This window comes from Pseudomonas sp. FG36, from assembly GCF_057809275.1.
Genome location: NZ_JBMDJQ010000025.1, coordinates 1 through 25,303, shown reverse-complemented (window position 1 = coordinate 25,303; position 25,303 = coordinate 1). Strand labels below are relative to the sequence as shown.

At 65.7% G+C, this 25,303-nt stretch carries 16 protein-coding genes and 1 tRNA gene; 6 read left to right on the top strand and 11 right to left on the bottom strand.

Annotation, left to right across the window (positions count from 1 at the left end):
- Window positions 1-30 precede the first annotated feature (30 nt).
- The 3 genes from ACODS9_RS18610 to ACODS9_RS18600 are packed head-to-tail and all read right to left on the bottom strand — an operon-like array spanning window position 31 to window position 4,447.
- The gene (locus tag ACODS9_RS18610) at window positions 31-1,365 is read right to left on the bottom strand and encodes a TolC family outer membrane protein (RefSeq protein WP_489094462.1); all 1,335 of its coding nucleotides are present in this window, start codon (window positions 1,363-1,365) and stop codon (window positions 31-33) included.
- Window position 1,366: 1 nt separating this feature from the next.
- Window positions 1,367-2,704: an HlyD family type I secretion periplasmic adaptor subunit gene (locus tag ACODS9_RS18605; protein ID WP_489094461.1), complete on the bottom strand. Its 1,338-nt coding sequence runs from the start codon at window positions 2,702-2,704 to the stop codon at window positions 1,367-1,369.
- A gap of 6 nt (window positions 2,705-2,710) precedes the next feature.
- Entirely contained in the window at window positions 2,711-4,447 is a 1,737-nt protein-coding gene (locus ACODS9_RS18600; RefSeq protein WP_489094460.1) for a type I secretion system permease/ATPase, read from the bottom strand.
- A 652-nt stretch (window positions 4,448-5,099) separates the two neighbouring features.
- On the opposite strand from ACODS9_RS18600, the gene ACODS9_RS18595 reads away from it, so the two are divergent.
- Entirely contained in the window at window positions 5,100-15,926 is a 10,827-nt protein-coding gene (locus ACODS9_RS18595) for a peroxidase family protein (RefSeq protein WP_489094459.1), read from the top strand.
- A gap of 177 nt (window positions 15,927-16,103) precedes the next feature.
- On the opposite strand, the gene ACODS9_RS18590 is transcribed toward ACODS9_RS18595, so the two are convergent.
- The 3 genes from ACODS9_RS18590 to ACODS9_RS18580 all read right to left on the bottom strand — a co-directional run bounded on the left by ACODS9_RS18590 (window position 16,104) and on the right by ACODS9_RS18580 (window position 17,799).
- Window positions 16,104-16,862, bottom strand: a complete 759-nt coding sequence (locus ACODS9_RS18590) for an ATPase (protein WP_489094458.1) — start codon at window positions 16,860-16,862, stop codon at window positions 16,104-16,106.
- Window positions 16,834-17,112 carry a hypothetical protein gene (locus ACODS9_RS18585; protein WP_401105940.1) on the bottom strand — a complete coding sequence of 93 codons (279 nt, stop codon included), beginning with the start codon at window positions 17,110-17,112 and terminating at the stop codon, window positions 16,834-16,836. The genes ACODS9_RS18590 and ACODS9_RS18585 overlap by 29 nt, the downstream gene beginning before the upstream one ends.
- Before the next feature lie 222 nt (window positions 17,113-17,334).
- A complete protein-coding gene (locus ACODS9_RS18580; RefSeq protein WP_046856235.1) occupies window positions 17,335-17,799 on the bottom strand; it encodes a nuclear transport factor 2 family protein in 465 nt (154 codons plus the stop codon).
- 167 nt (window positions 17,800-17,966) lie between these two features.
- On the opposite strand from ACODS9_RS18580, the gene ACODS9_RS18575 reads away from it, so the two are divergent.
- The gene (locus ACODS9_RS18575; RefSeq protein WP_046856234.1) at window positions 17,967-18,158 is read left to right on the top strand and encodes a hypothetical protein; all 192 of its coding nucleotides are present in this window, start codon (window positions 17,967-17,969) and stop codon (window positions 18,156-18,158) included.
- 1 nt (window position 18,159) lies between these two features.
- On the opposite strand, the gene ACODS9_RS18570 is transcribed toward ACODS9_RS18575, so the two are convergent.
- From ACODS9_RS18570 to nhaR, 3 genes are all read right to left on the bottom strand, one after another.
- The gene (locus tag ACODS9_RS18570; RefSeq protein WP_401105943.1) at window positions 18,160-18,798 is read right to left on the bottom strand and encodes a YceH family protein; all 639 of its coding nucleotides are present in this window, start codon (window positions 18,796-18,798) and stop codon (window positions 18,160-18,162) included.
- 124 nt (window positions 18,799-18,922) lie between these two features.
- A complete protein-coding gene (gene sstT / locus ACODS9_RS18565) occupies window positions 18,923-20,134 on the bottom strand; it encodes a serine/threonine transporter SstT (RefSeq protein ID WP_046856232.1) in 1,212 nt (403 codons plus the stop codon).
- A gap of 72 nt (window positions 20,135-20,206) precedes the next feature.
- A complete protein-coding gene (gene nhaR / locus ACODS9_RS18560) occupies window positions 20,207-21,100 on the bottom strand; it encodes a transcriptional activator NhaR (RefSeq protein WP_489094457.1) in 894 nt (297 codons plus the stop codon).
- A gap of 131 nt (window positions 21,101-21,231) precedes the next feature.
- On the opposite strand from nhaR, the gene ACODS9_RS18555 reads away from it, so the two are divergent.
- Both ACODS9_RS18555 and ACODS9_RS18550 read left to right on the top strand, forming a co-directional pair.
- Window positions 21,232-21,471 carry a hypothetical protein gene (locus ACODS9_RS18555; protein ID WP_489094456.1) on the top strand — a complete coding sequence of 80 codons (240 nt, stop codon included), beginning with the start codon at window positions 21,232-21,234 and terminating at the stop codon, window positions 21,469-21,471.
- A gap of 15 nt (window positions 21,472-21,486) precedes the next feature.
- On the top strand, window positions 21,487-22,239 hold the full coding sequence (locus ACODS9_RS18550; protein ID WP_046856229.1) for a TerC family protein: 753 nt from the start codon (window positions 21,487-21,489) through the stop codon (window positions 22,237-22,239).
- A gap of 96 nt (window positions 22,240-22,335) precedes the next feature.
- Here the strand turns inward: ACODS9_RS18550 and ACODS9_RS18545 are convergent, their stop codons facing one another.
- The gene (locus tag ACODS9_RS18545) at window positions 22,336-22,515 is read right to left on the bottom strand and encodes a hypothetical protein (RefSeq protein WP_081941225.1); all 180 of its coding nucleotides are present in this window, start codon (window positions 22,513-22,515) and stop codon (window positions 22,336-22,338) included.
- A 154-nt stretch (window positions 22,516-22,669) separates the two neighbouring features.
- On the opposite strand from ACODS9_RS18545, the gene ACODS9_RS18540 reads away from it, so the two are divergent.
- A complete protein-coding gene (locus ACODS9_RS18540) occupies window positions 22,670-23,413 on the top strand; it encodes a peptidase C39 family protein (protein ID WP_489094455.1) in 744 nt (247 codons plus the stop codon).
- A gap of 79 nt (window positions 23,414-23,492) precedes the next feature.
- Here the strand turns inward: ACODS9_RS18540 and ACODS9_RS18535 are convergent, their stop codons facing one another.
- A complete protein-coding gene (locus ACODS9_RS18535; protein WP_046856227.1) occupies window positions 23,493-24,776 on the bottom strand; it encodes an NAD(P)/FAD-dependent oxidoreductase in 1,284 nt (427 codons plus the stop codon).
- Between the two features lie 202 nt (window positions 24,777-24,978).
- Between ACODS9_RS18535 and ACODS9_RS18530 the strand changes: the two genes are divergently transcribed.
- Window positions 24,979-25,055: transfer RNA gene (locus ACODS9_RS18530), tRNA-Val, on the top strand.
- Window positions 25,056-25,303 lie beyond the last annotated feature (248 nt).

Below are 25,303 nucleotides of genomic sequence, written 5' to 3'. Positions count from 1 at the left end.
TGGGCAGATGTCGCGGGGCTCTATCCCAACCTAGTTGTTCACCAACAACTCCGGCCCCAGGTAGCGGTTGATCTGGTCGATGTCGTCATCCCCCAGGCTGCCCACCGAAGACGCCAGACGCAGCCGTGACATCAGGTAATGCAGCTTGGCCTCGAACAGGTCATGCCGTGCCACGAACAGCAGCTCCTCGGCGTTGAGCACATCGGCATTGGTGCTGGTGCCGCCCGTGCTGAAGCCCTTGCGCGCCGAGAGCAGCGAGCGTTCGTTGGAGGCGACCGCTCGCTCCAGCGCGTGCACGCGCAGGGCACCGCTCTGCACGCCGCGGAACTCGCGGGTGGTGCCGGTGATGACTTCCTGGCGTGTGGCGTCGAGCTCGTCCAGGGCCTTGGCGCTGTTGGCGCTGGCCTGGCGGCTCAGGGCGCTGACACCGCCACCGCTGTACAGCGGGATGTTCAGCTCCAGGCCGATCGAGCTGTAGTGGTTGCGCTGGTTGAGCTCGGATATCGACTGGCTCTTGCCGGCGGTGTAGCCGGCGACGAAGTCCAGGGTTGGCCAGTGACCGGCCTTGGCACGCTTGAACTCTTCCTCGGCCAGCGCGTAGCTGTGCTGGCGCGCATGGATCAATGGGCTGTCGGCCTGGGCCCGGGCCAGCCAGTCGCGCAGGTTGTCCGGCAGCAGCGGCGGGGTGGCGAAGTCTGTTTGCAGGGTGGTCAGCGACGCCGGTGTCTCGCCGATGTATTCGGCCAGCTTGCGGCTGGCATTGGCCAGGTCGTCCTGGGCCTCGATCAACTGGGCTTCGGCAAGGTCGCGGCGGGCCAGGGACTCGTCGATATCGGTGACGGTGCCGGCACCCAGCTGCATGCGCCGCCGGGCCGAGGTGAGCTGTTCCTCGAAGGAGGCGAGCTTGGCGCGGGCCAGGGTGATGGTCTCGCTGGCCAGGAGCACGTCGAAGTAGCTGTCGGCCAGGCGCACGGCGGCGTCCTGGCTCTTGGCATCGAACACAGCGACGCTGTAGTCGGCGCGTTGCTGGCCCTGGCGGTACTCGGCCATCTTCTGCTTGTTGAACAACGGCTGACGCAGGCGCAGGTTGGCGCCGGTGGAGTCGTAGTCGAGGTCATTGTCGATGCCGTGCTGGCGCTGGCTGCCGTCGATGCGGTTGGCGTAGGCCGATGCGTTGACCTGCGGTAGCAGGCCGGCCTGGCCGATGGCGCGGTTCTCCAGGCCAGCCTGCTGTTCATGCACCGCGGCGCGGTAGATCGGCCCCTGGTACTGCAGCAGGTCCCAGGCTTGCCTCAGGTCCATGGCGCCGGCCGGCAACGCCAACGCCAGCGCCAGCAGGCACAGGCCAAGGCAGTGGCGGTTCATCTCATTGCTCCTTGAACGCGGCGTCGACGCGTTCGAGCAGGGGTTTGAGCAGGTAGCTCAGCAGGTTGCGCTCGCCAGTCTTGATGGTGACGGTGGCGGGCATGCCGGGGCGGATGTGGTTGCTGCCGAGCAAGGCCATGCCATCGGCCGTGACCTCCACCTGGGCCAGGTAGAACGGCTGCTTGCTCTCTTCGTCGAGCAGGCGGTCGGCGGAGACGGTCAGCACGCGCCCGGGAATGTTCGGCGTGCTGGCGTGGTTGAAGGCGGGGAAGGCGATGTCCACGGCCAGCCCCGGGGTCATCTTGTCGATGGCCTGCACCGGGATCATCGCATCGACCTGCAGCGGCTCGTCGAGCGGGACCACCTCCATGATCCGCGCGCCGGGCTGCACCACCCCGCCAACGGTGGCGATGCCCAGGGCCTGGACCATGCCGTCGATGGGCGCGCGGATGACCGTGTGAGTCACCTCGTCGTCCAGGGCGCGCAAACGGTCGGCCAGGGTGGTGCTCTCCTTGGCGGTGTCGGTCAGCTGCGACTGCACTTCCTTGAGGTAGTCGTGGCGACGTTGCAGGACGCGCAGCTTGAGCTCGGTGACCTGGCTGCGCACCCGGGCGATGTTGTTGAGGTTCTCCGCCTGGCCGGCGGAGAGGTCGGCATTGCTGCGCTCGAGCTCCAGCAAGCGGTTGCGCGGCACGTAGCCTTCGGCCGCGAGCATGCGCGTGCCTTGCAGCTCCTGGCCGAGGAAGCCGATCTGCGAGGCGCGGGCGCCGTACACCTGCTGCAGGCCCTTGAGCTGCACCGCCGAAGCGGCGAGGTTTTCCTCGAGGATGCTTATCTCCCCGGCGAGCCCGGCGCGGCGCGTATCGAGCAGGTGCTGTTGCAGGTCCATGGCCGCCAGCAGGCGCGGGTCACCTGCGTATTGCCTGAGCAGTTCGGGGGCGAAGATGACTGTGTCGCGCCCATCACGCTCGGCCTCCAGGCGGTTCTCCACGGTCTTGCTGACGATGTACTGGGCGCTGACCGCGCCATGTTCGGCCACGGCATGCAGGGCATCCAGGCGCACCAGCGGCTGGCCTTTGCCGACCCGCTCGCCTTCGTGCACGAGAATCGCCTCCACGGTGCCGCCGCTCAGGTGCTGCACGGCTTTGCGGTTGCTGGTGACCTTGACCGTGCCGGTGGCGACCACGCCGGCGTCCAGCGGCGCCAGCCAGGCCCACAGGAGAAAACCGCCGAAGCCGGCGAGCACCAGCCACAGGCCCCAGCGCACGGGTTTGCCAACGTCCAGGTCGAGCAGCTCGGTGTTGGCGGCAAGCAGTTCGGTATGCGCGGTGGTGGACATGATCGGTCACTCCCTTGCCTTGACGGCGGCCAGTGGGGTCGCGGTGCCAGCGGGGATCACGCTGGCCGTGCGCAGGGCGGCGAACACTTCGTCGCGGCTGCCGAACATCTGCACGCCGCCATCGCGCAGCATCAGTACCTTGTCGACGGCGCAGAGCACGTTGGGGCGGTGCGAGATCAGCACCACGGTGGCGCCGCGGCCCTTGAGCTCGGCCAGGGCGTCGACCAGGGCTTTTTCGCCGACGTCGTCAAGGTTGGCGTTCGGTTCATCCAGCACGATCAGGTTGGGATCGCCGTACAAGGCGCGGGCCAGGGCGATGCGCTGCTTCTGGCCACCGGACAGCGGGCTGCCGTCGCTGTCCAGGCGGGTGTCGTAGCCCTGCGCGAAGCGCAGGATCATGTCGTGCACGCCGGCGCTCCTGGCGGCGCGGATGACCGCGTCGCTGTCCACCTCGCCAAAGCGGGCGATGTTGTCGGCGATGCTGCCTTCGAACAGTTCCACGTCCTGGGGCAGGTAGCCGAGCCAGGGGCCCAGTTCGCGCTTGTTCCAGGTGAAGATGTCGGCGCCGTCCAGGCGCACCTTGCCGGCCTGGGCCGGCCATACCCCGACCAGCAGCCGGGCCAGGGTCGACTTGCCTGAGGCCGAGGGGCCGATGACGCCGAGGCTTTCGCCCGGCAACAGGCTCAGGCTGACTCCGCGCAGGATGGTGTTGCTGGTGCCGGGCGCCCCTGCGTAGACGTTTTCCACGGCGAGCATGCCCACGGGCCGTTGCAGTGACATGCTCGGCGGGCGCTGCGGGTAGTCTTGCAGCAGGCCGTTGAGGCGGCTCCAGGCCAGACGGCAGCCGAGCAGCGGTTTCCACGCGGCGATCACCTGTTCCACCGGCCCCAGCGCACGGCCGGTGAGGATCGAGCAGGCGATCATCATGCCGGGGGTGATCTTGCCTTCGATGGCCAGCAGGGCGCCGGTGCCGAGGATCAACGACTGCAAGGTGATGCGCACGAAGCGCCCGATGCTGCCGATGACCGCGGCGCGGTCGGAGGCCAGGGTCTGCATCTGCAGGATGCGCAGGTGGCTCTGGAACCAGCGCTGGCTGATCGACGGCAGCATGCCCATGGCCTCGATCACTTCGGCATTGCGCAGGTTGTTGTTGGCGTAGTGGGCGCAGGCGAGGGCGGCGTGGTTGGCTTCGGACAGCGGCTGCTTGGTGGCTTTCTCGGTGAGCCAGGCCAGGGCCGCGAGGATCAGCGAGCCAATCAGCGTGACCAGCCCCAGCAACGGATGGATCAGGTAGGCGACCAGCAGGTAGATCGGCGTCCAGGGGGCGTCGAAGAAGGCGAACAGGCCATTGCCGGTGAGGAACTGGCGTACCTGTGCCAGGTCCTGCAGGGCCTGGCCGGGGCTGCCACCGGCGCGGCTGAGGTTGCGCTCGAAGGCGGCGCTGAACAGGCGCCGGTTCAGCGCCATGTCCAGGCGGTTGCCAACCCGCACCAGTACCCGGCTGCGCAGCAGCTCCAGGGCGGTCATCAGCAGGAACAGGCCCGTCACCAGCACCGTCAGCATGCCCAGGGTGGTGAGGTTGCGGCTGACCAACGCGCGGTCGTACACCTGCAGCATGTACACCGCAGGTGTCAACATCATGACGTTTATCACCCCACTGAACACCGCCAGGGCATAGAAACTGCGTCGCAAATGAAACAGTGCCTCGGCCAGCTCGGAGCGGGTACCTGGATGCCTGGTCATCGGGGGGAGCCTCCCTCTGCGCAAAAGCCGCTCGCCGTTGCGGCGGGCGGGCTAGAAGCCTCGTGGTTGCTGGTTTGCAGAAAGGTTGGTCGCTCTTTTGGCGCGTTTTCCGAATACAGTGCAAGCAGCCCACAAGCAGCAGAGTAGGTGCCACGGAAACATCTTGTAATATCTTTTTGCTCTATGGATTCCTTCAAGTTCCTATTAAAAACAGTGGGTTGATAACCATTATCGGTGACAAGATTTTTTTGCTGACGAAATATTGACAAGATTTTACAGCGCAACTTTAGTCTTAATCAGTTCGTGGGAACTTTCGCCGCAGGCCTGCTGTCGCCCCGACCCCTCCGCGAATCCTCCGTCGACATTCCTGTAGGAGCAGAACATGACTCGTTTCCTGTTCTTGTACCGAGTGAATGGGCTCTACAGGACGTTCCCCTCCCACTCGCGAAACCATGGCCCCCCCAGGGTCCGGGAGCGCCGCGCCTGATCGTCGGCGAGCCCTGAACCCCGCGAATTCCAGGTTCGTATCCTGCTCGGCGGGCTGCGCCCGTGTTCGCCACTAACAATCGAACCGCATAACCGTGCACGCCAATGACCGGGCGTGGCGAGCGCCTGCGCCTGCCCGCCGCCCGACAGATCGAGGTCAGCCAACATGGCCAATTTCAGCAAGTCCGACCTGCAATTCATCCTCCAGCAGATCTTCATCGCCGAGGCCCATGCCAACGGCGCCAGCCTCATCGACCTGCTGCCCAACAGCCAGGTGCCGTTCGGCCTGCGCACCGTCGACGGCAGCTACAACAACCTGGTGGCCGGGCAAAGCGAGTTCGGCGCCGCCGACAACGCCTTCCTGCGCCTGATGGATGCCCAGTACCGGGCGGCCTATGCCGGCACCGGCACGGTGAGCGACAGCCAGCCGCGTACCATCAGCAACCTGATCGTTGACCAGACCGCCAACAACCCGGCCGCGGTCGATGCCAACGGCGGCGCCGCCCCGGTGCTCAGCCCCGGCATCGACGGGGTGTTCGGCACCGCGGACGACAAAGAAGTGTTCTTCATCCCCAACCAGTCGCCGGATGCTGGCCTGACCGCCGGCTTCAACGCCTGGATGACCTTCTTCGGCCAGTTCTTCGACCACGGCCTGGACCTGGTCACCAAGAGCAGCAGCCAGATGGTGTTCATCCCGCTGCAACCGGACGACCCGCTGTACGTGGCCAACAGCCCGACCAACTTCATGGTGCTACCGCGCGCCGTGCGCACGGCCGGTGCCGATGGCGTGCTCGGTACCGCCGACGATGGCCAGCCCAACACCACCTCGCCCTTTGTCGACCAGAGCCAGACCTACAGTTCGCACCCCTCGCACCAGGTGTTCCTGCGCGAGTACGCCCTCGACGCGAGCGGCCACCCGGTGGCGACCGGGCGTTTGATTACCAATCGTGACCTGGGCGCCGATGGCAAGTTCGGCACCAGCGACGATGGCAACGGCGAGAACGGCGGCATGGCTACCTGGGCCGTGGTCAAGGCCCAGACCCGCGACATCCTCGGCATCAACCTGACCGACGCCGACGTGCACCGGGTGCCGCTGCTGGCCACCGACGCCTACGGCAACTTCCTGCGCGGGCCCAACGGCATGCCGCAGGTGGTGATCCGCGTGGGCAATGGTGCCGACGGCATTGCCGGGACCGCCGACGACGTCACCCAGCTGGTCGAAGGCAACCGCGCCGCGCCTATCAGCCTTGCCAATGCCGTGAGCACCGGCCACGGCTTCCTCGACGACATAGCCCACAATGCCGAGCCGGTGCTGGTCGGCGGGGTGTTGCAGGCCGATGCCGACAGTGCCGTGGGCAATGCCCAGCCCATGGGCCCGGGCGGGAACAACCTGAGCTACGACAACGAGCTGCTTGACGCCCACTACATCGCCGGTGATGGCCGGGTCAACGAGAACATCGGCCTGACCGCCGTGCACCACGTGTTCCACTCCGAGCACAACCGCCTGGTCCAGCAGACCAAGGACACTGTGCTTGCCTCCGGCGACCTGGCGTTTCTCAACGAGTGGCTGGCCATCGACGTGGTCGCACTGCCCGCCACGCCCGCCGAGGTGGCCGCGCTGGTGTGGAACGGCGAGCGCCTGTTCCAGGCCGCCAAGTTCGGTACCGAGATGCAGTACCAGCACCTGGTGTTCGAGGAGTTCGCCCGTACCATCCAGCCGCAGATCGACGAGTTCCTCGCGCCTAACGGCTACGACACCTCGATCAACCCGGCGATCCTCGCCGAGTTCGCCCATGTGGTGTACCGCTTCGGCCACTCGATGCTGACCGAGACCGTCGACCGCTTCGACCCGGCGTTCAACCCGATTCTCAGCGACCCGGACAATCCGGACCAGCAACTGGGCCTGATCGCCGCCTTCCTCAACCCGCTGGCCTTCGCCGGCAGTGGTGCCACCGCTGATGAAGCGGCCGGGGCGATCATCCGTGGCGTGACCCGCCAGCTCGGCAACGAGATCGACGAGTTCGTCACCGAGGCGCTGCGCAACAACCTGCTCGGCCTGCCCCTGGACCTACCGGCACTGAACCTGGCGCGTGGCCGTGATACCGGCATCCCCTCGCTCAACGAGGCGCGGCGCGAGTTCTACGCGATGACCGGCGACAGCCAGCTCAAGCCCTACATCAGCTGGGCCGACTTCGCCGATCACCTCAAGCACCCGGCGTCGCTGGTCAACTTCATCGCCGCCTATGGCACTCACGCCTCGATCACCTCGGCGACCACCCTGGCCGACAAGCGCGCCGCAGCGCTGGCCCTGGTGCTGGGCGGCAGCGCCGCGCCCTCCGACCGCCTGGACTTCCTCAACGGTACCGGTGCCTGGGCCAACGTGACCAAGGCCGGCAAGGACGGCGTGCTGGGCACCGCGGACGACCTGACCGGGGTGACGGTGACCGGGGTCGACGCCATCGACTTCTGGGTCGGCGGCCTGGCCGAACAGAAGATGCCTTTCGGCGGCATGCTCGGCTCGTCCTTCAACTTCGTCTTCGAGACCCAGCTGGAGGCCCTGCAGAACGGCGACCGCTTCTATTACCTGTCGCGCACCGCCGGGCTGAACTTCGGCGCGGAGCTGGAAAACAACTCGTTCGCCAAGCTGATCATGGCCAACTCGGATGTCACCCACCTGTCCAATACCGTGTTCCTGACGCCGACCTTCACCCTCGAGGTCAACCAGGCCAACCAGTTCACCGGGCTGGGCGGCGACGGTCGCGCCGACCCTACCGGCGGCCTGCAGATCAACGGCGTGGAGATCGTGCCGCTGGTGATCCGGGACAACCCCGACACCGTGGGGCCGGATGGCAACTACCTGCACTACACCGGCGAGGACCATGTGGTGCTCGGCGGCACTGCGGGCGACGACATCATCATCTCCGGCGAAGGCGATGACACGCTGTATGGCGACGGCGGCAACGACTACCTCGAAGGTGGCGCCGGCAACGATGCCGTGCTCGGTGGCGCAGGCGACGACATCATCACCGATGCGTTCGGCGACAACCGCCTGGAGGGCAACGCTGGCAACGACGTGATCGTGGCCGGCAGCATGCTCGCCGCCGGCAACCTGATCCTGGGGGGCGATGGCCAGGACTTCATCATCACCACCGAAGACATCAGCACCACCTTCGGCGGCCAGGGCGACGACTTCATCCTTGGTGCCAAGACCAACCTGCCGCCCACCGGCAACGAGGGCGACGACTGGATCGAGAAGGGTACCCAGGACGGCGCGCCGGGCGACAACTTCGCGCCGCTGCTCACCGATGAAGTGGTGGGCAACGACATCTTCGTCGGTGGCGGCGGCTTCGATGAAATGATCGGCGAGGGCGGTGACGACATCTTCGTCGGCAGCGATGCCCAGGACAAGATGGACGGCATGTCCGGCTTCGACTGGGTCACCTACAAGAACGACCAGGTCGGCGTCACCGCCGACCTGGGCCTGGCCGCGCTGGCGCAGCCCCATGGCAATGCGCCGAACCAGAACGCCGGGGTGTTCAACCCGGTCGGCGCCTCGCCAGCGTCGATCCTCGACCGCTTCGCCGAGGTCGAGGGCCTGTCCGGTTCGCGCTTCGCCGACGTGCTCAAGGGCGATGACGTCGATGCGGTGACCATCCTCAACCATGGCGGCGCGACGGGCAGCGCCCTGAGCAATGTTGCGCTGATCCGTGGGTTGGCGCAGTTCCTCGCCGACGCCGGGCTGCCGACTACCGGCTTCGCCACCGGCAACATTCTGCTGGGCGGCAATGGCAGCGACCTGATCGAAGGCCGTGGCGGCGACGACCTGATCGATGGTGACAAGTGGCTCAACGTGCGCATCGCGGTGTATGCCCCGGGCGACGTCAACCACACCGGCCCCGAGATCGCCAGCTTCGACAGCATGGTCGAGATGATCCCGTTCATGCTCGATCGCACCTACAACCCGGGCCAGCTCAAGGCCATCCGCGAGATCCTGCCCGGCACCTCGACCGGCGGCGCCGCCTTCGACACCGCGATCTTCTCCGGGGTGCAGGCGGAGTATGTGGTGACCCAGGACACCCGTGGCACCGCCGACCTGGCAGATGATGTGTGGACCGTGGCCGACACCGTGGCCGGGCGAGACGGCACCGATACCCTGTTGCATATCGAGCGCCTGCAGTTCGCCGATGCCCAGCGCGTGCTGGTGCCGGGGCTGAACGCGCAGCCGACCGGCAGCCCGAGCCTCAGCGACGGCAACGGTGGTGCGATCACCGTCGGCGATATCCTCAGCGTGAGCATGGCTGGCGTGCGTGATGGCGACAATGTCACGGCGGGCAACCCGCTGGGTACCCTGGCCAATGCCTCGGTGTCCTACTACTGGCAATTCGAGGCCGATCCCGGCAGCGGCGTGTTCCAGGACATCATCCTGCTGCCGGCCGGCGACCTGGCGTTCCAGAGCGCCGATGGCACCGCGTTCAAGGTGTCGCCGGACCTGGCCGGGCTGTCGCTGCGGGTCAAGGCGATCTACCAGGACGGCCATGGCACCACCGAAGTGCTGTTCAGCGCGCCCACCAGCGTGGTCGAGGCCGGCGCTCCCGTGGTGCCGACCACGCCGACGCCGGTGGTCGATGCCAGCGCGGGGGGCGATGGCCTGCACATGGTCCGCTCCGACCTCAACTTCATCCTGGCCCAGATCAAGATCGCCGAGGCGGACGCCGCCGGGCAGGACATCCTCTCGTTGATCCCCAACATTCGCGCGCCCCTGGGCCTGCGTGCGGTCGACGGCTCGAACAACAACCTGATGAACCTCAATGGCCACGACCACACCGGCTACGGCGCCGCCGACCATGTCTTCCCGCGCCTGACCGACCCTGTGTTCAACGCTGCCGAGGGCGCGCCCGCCGGGTTCTTCGGTCCGGGTTCGCCGGCCATTCCCGGCTCGTCCTACCAGCAGACCAGCGGCTACGTGTTCGACTCGCAGCCACGCACTATCAGCAACCTGATCGTCGACCAGACCTCGAACAACCCGGCGGCCTACGCCAGCGCCTACGACCCCGGCGCCAACGGCGTGCTGGACTTCGGCACCCCCGGCAACGACGACCAGCTCAAGGACGGTGTGCGGGTGGTCGCCAGCCCGGGCATGGACGGCCAGTTCGGCACCAGCGACGACCATGATGTCTTCCTGTTCGAGAACACCTCGGCGGATGCCGGGCTGTCGGCGCCGTTCAACGCCTGGATGACCTTCTTCGGCCAGTTCTTCGACCATGGCCTGGACCTGGTCACCAAGGGCGGTTCAGGGACCATCTTCATCCCCCTGCAGCCGGACGATCCGTTGTACGTGCCAGGCGGCGCCGCCAACTTCATGGTGCTGACCCGAGCCACCAACCTGCCAGGGCCGGACGGCATCCTCGGCAACGCCGATGACATCCATGAGCACAGCAACACCACCACGCCGTTCGTGGACCAGAACCAGACCTACAGCTCGCACCCCTCGCACCAGGTGTTCCTGCGCGGCTACCAGCCCACCGCCAGTGGCCCCATCGCCACCGGCCGGCTGATCACCAATCGTGACCTGGGCGCCGACGGCAAGTTCGGTACCGGCGACGACAGCGAGATCGGTGGCATGGCCACCTGGAAGGTGGTCAAGGCCCAGGCCAACGATGTTCTCGGCCTCCGCCTGACCGACGCCGACGTCGACAATGTGCCGCTGTTGGCCACCGACGCCTATGGCAACTTCATCAAAGGGCCGCATGGCTATCCGATGGTGGTGATGAAGGGCGCCGACGGCCTGGGCGGCACTGCTGACGACGTGCTGGTCGAAGGCAACCCGCTGGCGCCGATCGACCTGACCAACGCCGTGCGCACCGGCCACCAGTTCCTTGCCGATATCGCCCACAATGCCGTGCCAGTGTTCACCGGTGGAGTGCTGGCCCCGGACGCCGACGCTGCCACCGGCAACGCCGTCCCGGTCAACCCGCATACCGGCGCCAACCTGGCCTACGACAACGAACTGCTGGACGCGCACTACATCGCCGGCGATGGCCGGGTCAACGAGAACATCGGTCTGACCGCCGTGCATGCGATCTTCCACGCCGAGCACAACCGGCTGGTGGCGCAGACCCAGGACACCGTGCTCGACTCGGGCGACCTGGCCTTCCTCAACGAGTGGCTGCTAACTCCGGTCAGTGCCTTGCCCGTCAACCAGGCCGAGATCGATGCGCTGGTGTGGAACGGCGAGCGGTTGTTCCAGGCGGCCAAGTTCGGCACCGAGATGCAGTACCAGCACCTGGTGTTCGAGGAGTTCGCCCGCACCATCCAGCCGCGCGTCGACCTGTTCTTCGCCCCGACCCAGGTCTACGACGTCGACCTCGATGCCTCGATCGTCGCCGAGTTCGCGCACACCGTGTACCGCTTCGGTCACTCGATGCTGACCGAAACCGTCGACCGTTTCGACATCGACTTCAAGGTCATCGGTGACCCGGCAAGCGCCAACCCCGAGCAGCAGATGGGCCTGATCGCGGCGTTCCTCAACCCGTTGGCGTATGCCGCCAGCGGCGTGACACCGGAGGAGGCGACCAGCGCCATCGTACGTGGGGTGACCCGCCAGGCCGGCAACGAGATCGACGAGTTCGTCACCGAGGCGCTACGCAACAACCTGCTCGGCCTGCCACTGGACCTGCCGGCGATCAACATCGCCCGGGGCCGCGATGTCGGCATCCCCTCGCTCAACGCGGTGCGCCGCGACATCTTCGGGCAGACCGGCGACACCCAGCTCAAACCCTATACCAGCTGGGTCGACCTGGTGCAGCACTTGAAGCATCCGGAATCGCTGATCAACTTCATCGCGGCCTATGGCACCCACGGCAGCATCACTTCGGCCCATACCCTGGACGACAAGCGTGCCGCGGCGCTGGCCCTGGTGCTCGGCGGCCCCGGCGCGCCGAGCGACCGCCTGGACTTCCTCAACGGCAGCGGTACCTGGGCCAACGTGACCCTGGCGGGCAAGGATGGGGTGATGGGCACCGCCGATGACCTCAAGGGTGTGACGGTGACCGGCGTCGATGCCATCGACCTGTGGATCGGCGGCCTGGCCGAGGCCAAGACGCCGTTCGGCGGCATGCTCGGCAGCACCTTCAACTTCGTGTTCGAGAACCAGCTGGAGAAACTGCAGGATGGCGACCGCTTCTACTACCTGGAGCGCACCGCCGGCTTGTCGATGAACGCGGAGCTTGAGAGCAACTCGTTCGCCAAGCTGATCATGGCCAACACCTCGGCCACCCACCTGCCGGGGCTGGTGTTCTCCGACCCCGGGTTCTACCTGGAGCTGGACCGCGGCAAGCAGTACAACGATGGCCTGGGCAACGCCGACCCGCTGGGGGAAAACGGCCAGCAGGTGGTGTTCCGCGACAGCCCGCTGACCGATGGCCCCGACAGCAACTACATCCGCTATGCCGGTGACCAGCACATTGTGCTGGGCGGCACCCAGGGCGACGACATCCTCGTCTCCAGCGAAGGCGATGACACGGTCTGGGGTGATGGCGGCAACGACCGTATCGAAGGGGGCTACGGCAACGACCAGCTGCGCGGTGGCGCTGGCGACGACATCATCAGCGACATGGGCGGTGACGATAACATCCAGGGCGGCGACGGCAACGATGTGCTGCATGGCGGCAATGGCGTCAACCTGATCATCGGCGGCTTCGGCAACGACTTCATCGTCACCGGCGAGGATGCCTCCGAAGCCATCGGTGGCCAGGGCAACGACTTTATCCTCGGCAGCAAGGCCAACGAGCAGGACATGGGCAACGAGGGCGACGACTGGATCGAGAAGGGCACCTCGGACGGCGCCCCCGGCGACAACTTCGACCCGCTCGGCAACGATCCGGTGATCGGCAACGACGTGTTCGTCGGCGGCAACGAGAACGACAAGTTCAACGGCGAGGGCGGCGACGACATCATGGTCGGCAGCCTCGGCTTTGGCGATCGCTATATCGGCGGCTCGGGCTATGACTGGGCAACCTTCAAGGGCCTGGCTCAAGGCGTGAGCATCGACTACAGCGACCGCTTCTTCGATGTGCCGCCGGTTCCGGGCTCGGGGGCTTCGGCGCTGGTGCGCTTCGACATCCTGGAAGGCCTGTCGGGCTCGGCGCATGGCGACTTCCTGCGCGGCGACAACGAGGACGCCACCTCGCTGCCGACTGCCGGGGCCACCGGTAGCGTGCTCACCAACATCAGCCTGATCAACGGCCTTGCCGGGCTGCTGCCCGCCGGCGCGACCTTCTACGATGGCGGCAACATCATCCTCGGCGGCAGTGGCAGCGACCTGATCGAAGGGCGTGGCGGCGACGACATCCTCGATGGCGACAAGTGGCTGAACGTGCGCATCAGCGTGCGCGCCAACAACGACGGCAGCGGGGCAGAAATCGCCTCGTTCGACAGCATGGAGCCGATGGTGCCGCTGATGCTCAAGGGCACCTACAACCCCGGACAGCTGGTGATCGTGCGGGAGATCCTCAGCGGTACCGACCAGTACGACACCGCGCTGTTCTCCGGCATCGCCACCGACTACCGCATTGTCGTCGAGGGCAACACGGTGATCGTCACCGACACGGTGGTCGGACGCGACGGCGTCGATCGCCTGACCGGTATCGAGCGCCTGCAGTTTGCCGACGGTGCCCAGGCCTCGGGCGTGGGCAGCGCCGTCAACAACGGCCCGACCGGTCACCTGGCGATTGTCGACGATGCCAGCGGTCTGCGCGACGACACGCCCGTGGCCGGGCAGCTGCTGCGGGTCAGCAACCTGGCGGTGCACGATGCCGACAACCAGGGCGCGGCCAACCCGAGCGATGCGCTGAACGGGCCGGTGGCTTACTACTGGCAGGTCGAGAGCATCCCCGGCACGGGCGTCTATGAGGACATCACTGTCGTCGCCGCCGGCGAAGCCTCGCGGGCGACTGGCAGCACCTATCGAGTGGCGGACGATGTCGCTGGCCTCAATATCCGGGTGCGGGCGGTGTACCAGGACGCCAAGGGTACCTTGGAAATCGTCGACTCCTCGGCCAACAGCGCGCCCAGCAGCGGGCCCGCCGTGGCCGGGCTGCTGGTGCAGAACCAGGTGCTGAGCGCCAACCCGGCGACCATCGTCGACGCCGACGGCATCGGCAGCGCGCCGTTCACCTTCCAGTGGCAGATGAACAACGGTGGGGGCTGGGTCGATATTGCCGGTGCCACCGCCAGCACCTTCACCCTTGGCCAGCCTCAGGTTGGCCAGCATGTGCGGGTGCAGGTGGGCTACGTGGACACCTTTGGCGTGGCCGAGCGCGCCGCCAGCGACATTCTCGGCCCGGTGGCCAACGTCAACGACGCGCCGACCGGCACGGTGCTGATCAGCGACACCACGCCGGACCAGGGGCAACTGCTGACCGCCTCGACTGCCGGCATCGCCGACCTCGACGGGCTGGGAGCCTTCAGCTTCCAGTGGCAGCAGGGCGTGGCTGGCAACTTCGTCAACATCGCCGGCGCCACCGCAGCGAGCTACACCCCGGGCTTCGCCCAGGGCAACCAGCAACTACGGGTGATCGTGCGCTACACCGACGGCTTTGGCGCGCAGGAGACGGTGACCTCCGCGGCGACCACCGCGGTGCGCCTGCTGAGCGGCGTCACGCTGGTGGGCACCAACGCGGCGAACACCCTCACCGGCGGCGCCGGCAACGATGTGCTGCGCGGCCTGGGCGGCAACGACACGCTCAATGGCCTGGGCGCTGTCGACCAGCTGTTCGGCGGGGCGGGCAACGACATCCTCAACGGCGGCGATGATGGTGACTTCCTGTTCGGCGAGGACGGCAATGACACCCTCAACGGTGGCCTTGGCGCGGACGCCATGGACGGCGGCCTCGGCAACGATACCTTCGTGGTCGACACTGCCGGCGACAGTGTCATCGAGGTGGCCGGTGGCGGCACCGACCTGGTGCAGACCAGCCTGCTCAGCTACCAACTGGGCGCCAATGTCGAGAACCTCACCTACACCGGTAGCGGCAACTTTACCGGCACCGGCAACGCACTGGCCAACACCCTCACGGGTGCTGCCGGCAACGACCGGCTCGATGGCGGGGCAGGTGGTGACCGAATGGTGGGCGGTGCCGGCAACGACACCTACATTGTCGACTCAGCCTCGGATGTGGTGGTCGAGGCGGGCGGTGGTGGCATCGACACCGTGCTGACCGCGCTGGCCAGCTACAGCCTGGGTGCCAACGTCGAGAACCTGACCTACACCGGCGTCGGCAATTTCGTCGGCACCGGCAACGGGCTGAACAACGTCATCACCGGCGGTGTCGGCAATGACACGCTCACCGGCGACGGCGGCAACGACACCCTCATCGGCAACGCGGGCAACGACACGCTCAATGGCGATGCCGGCAACGACCAGTTGATCGGTGGCCTTGGCGCGGACAGCCTCAACGGTGGTGGTGGCGATGACAGCCTCGACGGCGGTGACGGTAACGACACGCTCAATGGTGGTGTCGGCAATGACACGCTGCAGGCCGGGGCCGGCAACGACAACCTCGACGGTGGCGTCGGCATCGATGTGCTGGCCGGTGGCGATGGTGACGACACAGTGCTGGGCGGGGGCGGCAACGATGTGGTGCAGGGTGGCAACGGCAATGACTTCGTCGATGGCGGTGCCGGTGACGACATCGTCAGTGGCGGGGCTGGCAACGACACGCTGGTCGCCAACGACGGCAACGACATCTTCCAGTTCGCGGCGGGCTTCGGCACCGACCAGGTGTTCGGTTTCGACGCCGCCCCGGCAGGCGGCCAGGACCGGCTGGATATCACGGCGCTGAGCATTACCGCAGCGACCTTTGCCGTCAGTGTCAGCATTGCCGATGTGGGCGCCGATACGCTGGTGAGTTTCGGTGGGCCAGACTCCATTCGCCTGGTCGGGGTGGGGGATGCGACCAGCGTGACGGCGGCGGACTTTATCCTGGCGTCCTGAGGCAATGGCGCAGCGTCGCGTCAGCGGCGCTGCGCCAGGCTCTCGACGAAATGTATCTGCACTCGCTCATACTGCGTTGAAACGGGGCGCGGAATGCTCATGTACTCCAGTACACTGCGCTTCCTCCCCCCGTTTCGCCTTGTCTGGCCTTCGCGCAGACACATTTCGTACAGACCCCTAGGTCTCTGCTTGCTGCTCCACTTCATCCACGTAGGCTTCGAAAAACCAGTCGGGTATCTCTTCGTTGCGGTACTCCAGTTGCACGCCATCGGTGATTTCCGCCAGCCACACCGCGCTCTGCCCGGAGTTGTCGAACACATAGGCACGATGGCTGGCGGCGATGGCCTCCGGGAGCAGGTCGAGGGAGCGCTCGTAGCGGCTGCGCACCAGATCGTCCCTGACGGGATGGCCGCCCGCGCGCACGCGAATGGCGACCCGCTCGATATTGAGCCGCGGGTTTTCGGTCGAGACGAAATAGAGGTAGGTGCGATAGCCCTGGGTTTGTGCCAGGCGCATGAATTCGATCTTGCTCGGGTGCGACATGACGCTTTCGAAGGTGAAACTCTGCTTCGCCTCCAGCAGGCGCTGGCGGATGAAATCGGCGATCACCGAGGCGAAGTACGAGTCCACTGGCACTGCACGGTAGTCGATCCGGTTGTCGAGCAGTTGCAGTTGCCGGGCGTGCATGGCCAGTTGCCGGGAGGCAATCAGATGATGATCGAGATGGAACGTCAGCAGTTCGGCCTGAGTGGCCTGAATACCAAACGGGGCGAGGTCGACGAAGCCGCTGTCCTTTGCCTCTTGCTCGAGTTCGTCGGCATTGACGAAAAGGCGTGTCAGCGCCGCAGGCAGGCTGGCCTTGATGGTGCTCTTGCCCGAGCCGTTGGGGCCCGCAAAAACACGCAGCCTAGGCACGCCCGCCGGCCGTCTGGTCATCGACCCTGCGTACACTGATTATTTCGCCGACCCGGACCTTGCGCCGGGGGCTGGCTTGGCCCAGCACGGTCCGGGCACCATCGGCACCGACGCGCACCAGTTCACCGTCATCGACACACAGCACGCCGCGCTGGCTGGCCTGCAGGGCACGCAGGTAGGCCGAATGCGTAGCCTCGCTGGCGTGCTGGGGAATCTGTTGTTCAAGGGTATCGAGGTCCCGTTCGGAGACCTTCTTCGCTTTTGCAGCCATCGCTGGACACCTCCGCGCAATGCGAAACCGCTTGCGCACATGGGAGGCATCATAGCGTCGACGCTGTAAAAAGGCATCAAGGAGGGTCATCGGGCTGTCCTGAAATGGATTCGCCGCAAAGTCTGGCACAGCGCTGCGCTCACTGTTTCCCCAGGCCGCGTAGTCCGTTTCCCAAACCTGAAACGAGGCCGTCGAGCGGCCCCGCTGATCCGGTGTCGGTCTTCAGAAACCGAAGTCGCTCAGGCCTGGGTGATCGTCCGGACGGCGCCCCAGTGGCCAGCGGAACTTGCGCTCGGCTTCGCTGATGGGTTGTTCGTTGATGCTGGCGTGGCGATTGCGCATCAGGCCGTCCTCGGCGAACTCCCAGTTCTCGTTGCCGTAGGCGCGGTACCACTGGCCGCTGTCGTCGCGGTACTCATAGGCGTAGCGCACGGCGATGCGGTTGTCGGTGAAGGCCCAGAGCTCCTTGATCAGGCGGTATTCGAGCTCGCGGTTCCACTTGCGGGTGAGGAAGGCCTGGGCCTCTTCGCGGCTGCTGCAGAACTCGGCGCGATTGCGCCAGTGGGTGTCGGTGGTGTATGCCAGGGCCACCTTGGCGGCGTCGCGGCTGTTCCAGCCGTCTTCGGCAAGGCGGACTTTCTCGATGGCGGTTTCACGGGTGAAGGGGGGCAGTGGTGGGCGAGACATCGTGGTCAATCCTCAAGGTCGGTGGGCTTGGTTTGCAGGATCGAGATTAGTTCGTTCGGCTGGCGGGGAGAATCGGTGCTCCTGGCACTTCATAATTGCTCCTTGAGGAATAATCCCCGTCTGGCCGGCCTGTCTATAGTTACCCCAGACATTCGCTGGAGCCCGCCATGACCCTGATCAGCCGCGAACCCTGGTGGCTCGTCCCGCCCAAGCCCGGGCAGACCGAGCGGGACCTGCACTGGGGCTACCTGGAAATCTACGCCGACGGCCGCACCGTGTTCGTCGACCAGCGCCCCAGTGAGCGGGAGCTGGCCGAGCGCAAGAGTTGCCGTAACTTCCCCGACGCGGAAAAGCCCTGAATCAACCTTCGAGCTGGGCCAGGCGCGCCTCCAGCGCAGCGACCCGTGCTTCCAGCGCCTCGATGCGCTCGTCCGCCGCGCTGGCGCGCGTGCCGCCTTCCTGCTGGCGGGCAGCGAGAATCGCCTCGATCTCGGCCGGGTCGCCCAGGGCGTGGGTGTAGCGGTCTTCGCGCTGGCCGGCCTGGCGCGGCAGGTGCAAGGCCAGGCCACGCGAGATCAGGCGCTCGAGCTGGTGCTGGACCTGATCGACATCCTCGAACTCATGCAGGCGGTTGCTGCGCGTCAGCAGTTCGCTGAGGGTCTGCGGGCCGCGCAGGAACATCAAGCCCATCAGCACCAGTTGCGCCGGCACCAGCTCCAGGCCCTTGTCCACTCGCTGTTCCCAGCGGTCGGCGCGGCTGCCCATCTGCAGCCGGGCCATTTCCTGGTTCTCCAGGGCACGCAGGGCCTGACCGACCTGGCCGGGGGAGAGGTTCATCACCGGTTCACGGCTGGTCTTCTGGTTGCAGGCCAAGACCAGGGCATTGAGGGTCAGGGGGTAGGTTTCCGGGCTGGTGGCCTGTTTCTCGATCAGTGAGCCGAGCACGCGGATCTCGATGCTGTTGAAACGGCCTTCGCGGGTGCTTTCGTGTTCTGACATGGCCCTGTCTCATTGCGAGGAAAAGGCCACTAGCCTAGGTAAAGCGCCGGGCTTAAGCAATCACTGCTGGCGTCGCCGGCCAAGCCAGCTCCCATGTGGCGTGGGAGCTGGCACGGCTGGGGCTTCAGGTGCTGGGCCGCTCCATGGCCTGGCAGGCCGCGGCGGTGAACAGCACGTCGGTCGAGGAGTTCAGCGCGGTCTCGGCCGAATCCTGCAGCACGCCGATGATGAAGCCGACCGCCACCACCTGCATGGCGATCTCGCTGGGGATGCCGAACAGGCTGCAGGCCAGCGGGATCAGTAGCAGCGAGCCACCGGCCACGCCCGAGGCGCCGCAGGCGCAGACCGCCGCCACCACGCTGAGCAGCACCGCGGTCGGCAGGTCGACCGGGATGCCCAGGGTGTGCACGGCGGCCAGGGTGAGCACGGTGATGGTGATTGCAGCGCCCGCCATGTTGATGGTCGCGCCCAGCGGGATCGACACCGAATAGGTGTCCTCGTGCAGGCCAAGTTTCTCCGACAGCGCCAGGTTGACCGGGATGTTGGCCGCCGAGCTGCGGGTGAAGAACGCGGTAATGCCGCTTTCGCGCAGGCACAGCAGGGTCAGTGGGTAGGGATTGCGGCGGATCTTCCAGTAAACGATCAACGGGTTCATCACCAGGGCCACGAACAGCATGCAGCCCATCAGCACGGCCAGCAGGTGCAGGTAGCCGAGCAGTGCATCCAGCCCCGACTGCGCCAGGGTGGCGCTGACCAGGCCGAAGATGCCCAACGGGGCAAAGCGGATCACCATGCGCACGATCAGGGTCACGCCGTTGGACAGGTCCTCGACCACGGTGCGGGTGGTGTCACCGGCATGGCGCAGGGCCACGCCCAGGCCGATGGCCCAGGTCAGCACGCCGATGAAGTTGGCGTTGAGCAATGCGTTGACCGGGTTGTCCACGGCGCTGAGCAACAGGTTCTGCATCACCTCGGTGATGCCGCCGGGGGCGCTCAGCGTGGCTTCGCCGGTGCTCAGCACCAGGTTCGAGGGAAACAGCATGCTGGCCACCACGGCCACCACCGCGGCGGCGAAGGTGCCCAGCAGGTACAGCCAGAGGATCGGGCGGATGTGGGTTTCCTGGCCATGGCGGTGGTTGGCGATCGAGGCCATCACCAGGATGAACACCAGGATCGGCGCCACAGCCTTCAGGGCGCTGACGAAGACCTTGCCGAGGAACCCCAGGTCGCGGGCCACGTCGGGGGCGAGCAGGGCCAGGGCGATGCCGGCCACCAGGCCGATGCAGATCTGCGTCACCAGGCCGGTGCGGTTGATGAGGCGGAGGATGGGGGTCATGTGCAGCGCAATCCAGTTACGTGAAAGCGCGCGACTTTACCACAGACCGCGCTGGCTCCTGTAGGCGCGGGCCTACCAGTGAAACAGCTCGCGCCGCGCGCCCTCGGTGATCGCCAGGATCCCCGGGTGCTTGACCTTGCGCTCCACCGAAATGGCATAGAACGATTCGTTCACCGCCTCGGTCTGGCCGATCAGGCGCACGCCGTACTGGCGGCAGACCTCTTCGGCGATCACGCTGGGGGCGACGAAGATGCCGCTGCCCGACTGGCCGAAGGCCTGCATCAGCGCGCTGTCGTCGAATTCGCCGACGATCCGCGGTTGCACCTGCTGCTCGGCCAGCCAGCGCAGCAGGCGGCTGCGCAGCACGGTTTCCTGGCCTGGGATCAACAGCGGCGCGTCGTCCAGGCAGGCGGGGAAGGGTAGCTTCAGGCGCTCGGCCAACGCAGGGGTGGCGAAGAAGCTCAGGCCGCACTCGCCCAGCTTCTGGCTGTAGCCCTTGATGTCCAGGTGGCTGGGCATGGGGCTGTCGGAAATCACCAGGTCCAGACGCTGGATCGCCAGGTCCGCCAGCAGGCGTTCGAGCTTGTCCTCGCGGCAATTGATGCGCAGTACTTCCTCCAGCTCCATGGTCGGTGCCAGCAGGCGGTAGACGATGGACTTGGGCACCACGTCGGCCACGCCCACGCGAAACAGGATCTGCTCCTGCGGTCCGGCGCGCAGCATGGCCTCCAGTTCGCCGCCGATCTGGAACATCTGCTCGGCGTAGACCAGGGCCTGGCGCCCGGTCTCGGTCAGTTCCAGCTGGCGCCCGACGCGCTGGAACAGCTCCAGGTTCCAGGTCTGCTCGAACAGGCTGATCTGGCCGCTGATGGTCTGCGGGGTGAGGTTGAGCTGTTCGCTGGCGCGGGCGATGCTGCCGGTCTTGGCCACCGCCCAGAAATAGTGGAGCTGGCGATAGTTGAGCATGTTCGCCTCGATTCGGAAAAGCCGAAGTATACACGCTGAAAATACGAATTTTCCGGATGTTTCAGCCCCACTAGAATGCCACCCCATCAGGCGCATGAAGCGCCGCCCGGCATTCGACAAGCGAGGACCTCATGCTACAACTCAAATCCATTGGCACACCGCTGGTGCTGGCCCTGGCCCTGTTCGCCATGACTGGCTGCGACCAGGCCGAGAAATCCGCCCAGCAGATGCTTGACCAGGCCGCTGAAACGGCCAAGCAGGCCATCGACAAGACCAATGACGCCGCCCAGCAGGCCTTGAGCGACGCCATCGGCAGCGATGGCGAGAAAGCCAAGGCCGAAGACGACAAGAAAGACACCCAGGACATCTGAGAGCAGGACTGACCAATGGAATATTTGCTGGAACTCGCCGCAAGCCCCACCGCCTGGGTAGCCCTCGCCACCCTGGTGGCCATGGAGGTCGTGCTCGGCATCGACAACCTGATCTTCATCTCCATCCTCACCAACAAGCTGCCCGAGGCCTATCGTTCCAAGGCGCGGCGCATCGGTATCAGCATGGCCCTGGTCATGCGCCTGGCGCTGCTCAGCACCGTGGCCTGGATCGTCCAGCTGACCGAGCCTGTGGTCGAGGTGTTCGGCCACACGTTCTCGTGGAAGGACATGATCCTCATTGCCGGTGGCCTGTTCCTGCTGTGGAAGGCGACCAAGGAGATCCATGAGAGTGTCGACCCACATGGCGCCAAGGAAGAGTCCAAGGCCGGCAACGTCGTGACCATCGGCTTCACCGCGGCGATCTTCCAGATCCTGCTGCTGGACATCGTCTTCTCGATCGACAGCATCATCACCGCCGTGGGCATGACCGAGCACCTGCCGATCATGATCATCGCCGTGATCAGTGCCGTGATCGTGATGCTGGTGGCCGCCGACCCGCTGGCCAAGTTCATCAACGACAACCCGACCGTGGTGATGCTGGCCCTGGGCTTCCTGATCATGATCGGCATGACCCTGATCGCCGAAGGCTTCGGCGCCCATGTGCCGAAAGGCTACGTATACGCTGCCATGGCGTTCTCGACCGCGATCGAGATCCTCAACATCATGGCTCGCCGGGCGCGCTTGAAGCGTGAGGCTGCCGAGGGCTGACCTGGCGTGAACCATCGCGGGGCCAGCCCGTCGCCACAAGACATGTAGCTTGTGGCGGCGGGCTGGCCCCGCGATGCGTTTCAGGAAAGCTTCAGTTCAATGCGCCCCGGCATGCCGACGCGCACGGCGCACAGGTTGTGGTTTGACCAGGGCTTGAGGGGGCAGGTGATGTGGGTGCGCATGCCGGCGCACGATGCGCAGTACGCCCCAGAGCATGGCGGCTGCGACGCTCAGCCACATGCCAACCAGCATTAGAATCGCCATTGTCAGGCTCATGTGTGCCTCCTTCTCTCTGGCGAGCCAGGCCCGCCATCCAGACACTGCTTTAGTCTAGCCTGTTACCTGTGACGCTCCATTGACCGAAGGTCTAGTGCTCGGGCCGTTTCGTTCCAAGGGCTCCCCGGGCTATACCCGAAGCCGCCCGCGCCCTATGATCGGCACTCATGGCCGGGCACCGCCTGCCTGGCGCTGGATCATGCGAGTGTCCATGTTGCAAAAACTCATCACGTCCCGGGCCCTGGGCCCACGTCGCCTGTTGGCCGCCTGCCTGGTGGCGGCCACGTTGTCGGGTTGCGCCAGCGCGCCACCGGCCGCGCTCAAGGGCCTGCCGCAGCGGGTCGAGATCAGCAGCGTTCCCTTCTACGGCGGCAACGCCAACCACAGTGGCTCGATGGCCCTGGCCGCCGTGCTGTCGCAGCAGGGCGCGCCGATCACGCCGGGCCTGCTCGACAAGTCGCTGGGCCTGCCATCCGCCGCCGAGTCCCTGGAAGACGGCATCCCTCGGGTTGCCCGTGAATACGGCAGGGTCGTCTACCCGCTGGACAGGCACCTGGATGCCTTGCTCGCCCAGGTGGCGGCCGGTTATCCGGTGCTGCTGCGTTATCAGGAAGGTTCGGCCTGGTGGAGCGAGCCGCGCTATGCGGTGTTGATCGGCTATGACCGCTACAAGCAGCGGGTATTGCTGCGCTCGGGCATGCATCGGCGCCAGTTGATGGCTTTCGACGATTTCGAGTCGGCGTGGAGCAAGGAAGGGCGTTGGGCGGTGCTGGTGCAATCGCCGCGGCAATTGCCGGCCCAGGTGGATCGCCAGCGCTGGCTGCAGGCGGCGGATGAACTGGCCCGTTCGGGGCAGGAGATCGCGGCGAAGCAGGCTGTCACAAGCCTCGGACGGTGAGGCTGAAATGATCGCGGGGCAAGCCCGCTCCCACAAGATTGGCCTTGTGGGAGCGGGCTTGCCCCGCGATGGCTTTACATCAGAAGCCCAGGCGATCGCGCAGGCTGTAGTACCAGGCACCGATGGCGCTGAACGGCACACGCAGCATCTGGCCGCCCGGGAACGGGTAGTGCGGCAGGCCGGCGAACGCATCGAAACGCTCGGCCTGGCCGCGCAGGGCTTCGGCCAGCACCTTGCCCGCCAAGTGGGTGTAGGTGACGCCGTGGCCCGAGCAACCCTGCGAGTAGTAGATGTTGTCGCCGATGCGGCCGACCTGCGGCAGGCGCGACAGGGTCAGCAGGAAGTTGCCGGTCCAGGCGTAGTCGATCTTGACGTCCTTGAGCTGCGGGAAGGCCTTGAGCATCTTCGGGCGGATGATCGCCTCGATGTTCGCCGGGTCACGCGCACCGTATACCACGCCACCGCCGAAGATCAGGCGCTTGTCGCTGGTCAGGCGATAGTAGTCGAGCAGGTAGTTGCAGTCCTCGACGCAGTAGTCCTGCGGCAGCAGGGTGCGGGCCAGTTCCTCGCCCAGCGGCTCGGTGGTGATCACCTGGGTGCCGCAGGGCATCGACTTGGCAGCCAGCTCCGGTACCAGGTTGCCCAGGTAGGCGTTGCCGGCGACGATGATGAATTTGGCGCGCACCTTGCCTTGCGGGGTGTGCACTACCGGGTTGGCGCCACGCTCGATGCGCACGGCCGGGGTCTGCTCATAGATGATGCCACCCAGCGACTCGACCGCGGCGGCTTCGCCCAGGGCCAGGTTCAGTGGGTGGATATGGCCGCCGCTCATGTCGAGCATGCCGCCTATATAGCTGTCGCAGGCCACGACTTCGCGGATGCGCTTCTGGTCCATCAGCTCCAGCTGGTTGTGGCCGAAGCGTTCCCACAGGCGTTTTTGCGATTCCAGGTGGCCCATCTGCTTGCTGGTCAGCGCTGCAAATACGCCGCCGTCCTTCAGGTCGCACTGGATGTCGTACTTGGCCACGCGCTCACGGATGATGCGCCCGCCCTCGAAGGCCATCTGACCGAGCAGTTGCGCCTGCTTGGGGCCGACGGTGCGCTCGATGACATCGATGTCGCGGCTATAACTGTTGACGATCTGGCCACCGTTGCGGCCCGAGGCGCCGAAACCGACCTTGGCGGCCTCGACGATGCTCACCTTGAAGCCGTTCTCCAGCAGGAACAGGGCGCTGGACAGGCCGGTGTAGCCGGCACCGATGATGCACACATCGGTTTCCACCTCACCCTGCAGCGCCGGACGTGGCGGCACCGGGTTGGCCGAGGCGGCGTAGTAGGACTGGGGGTAGGGGGTGTTTGCCATGCTCAAGGAACCTCGTGTTTTATATTTTTAACGAATGTACCGATGCTATCAATAATAATAAACACCCGCTAGTCGTCCGGTGAAAATCCTTTACGCCCCCCTGTACCTCGGCCTTTCTATAAATAGTTTAAGATTCAGTAGCTTAGCGTGAAAAAAACAGTTGACAGGGTATCTGGATCGCGTAGAATGCGCCCCACACGACAGGCACATAGCTCAGTTGGTTAGAGCACCACCTTGACATGGTGGGGGTCGTTGGTTCGAGTCCAATTGTGCCTACCAAATCTGAAGAGGGCGATCCGCAAGGATCGCCCTTTTTGCTTTTGGTCGCTTCCAGCGGGCGAGCCGCATGCGAGATCGGCCGGTAAAAGCCTTGCCCGCAGGTCGCCGGGGCGGTTCGGATGAACTTCGCAAAGTTTTTGATTTTTTTGAAAAAAACGCTTTACAGGTGCGCAGTCGATCACTAATATGCGCACCACACGACAGGCACATAGCTCAGTTGGTTAGAGCACCACCTTGACATGGTGGGG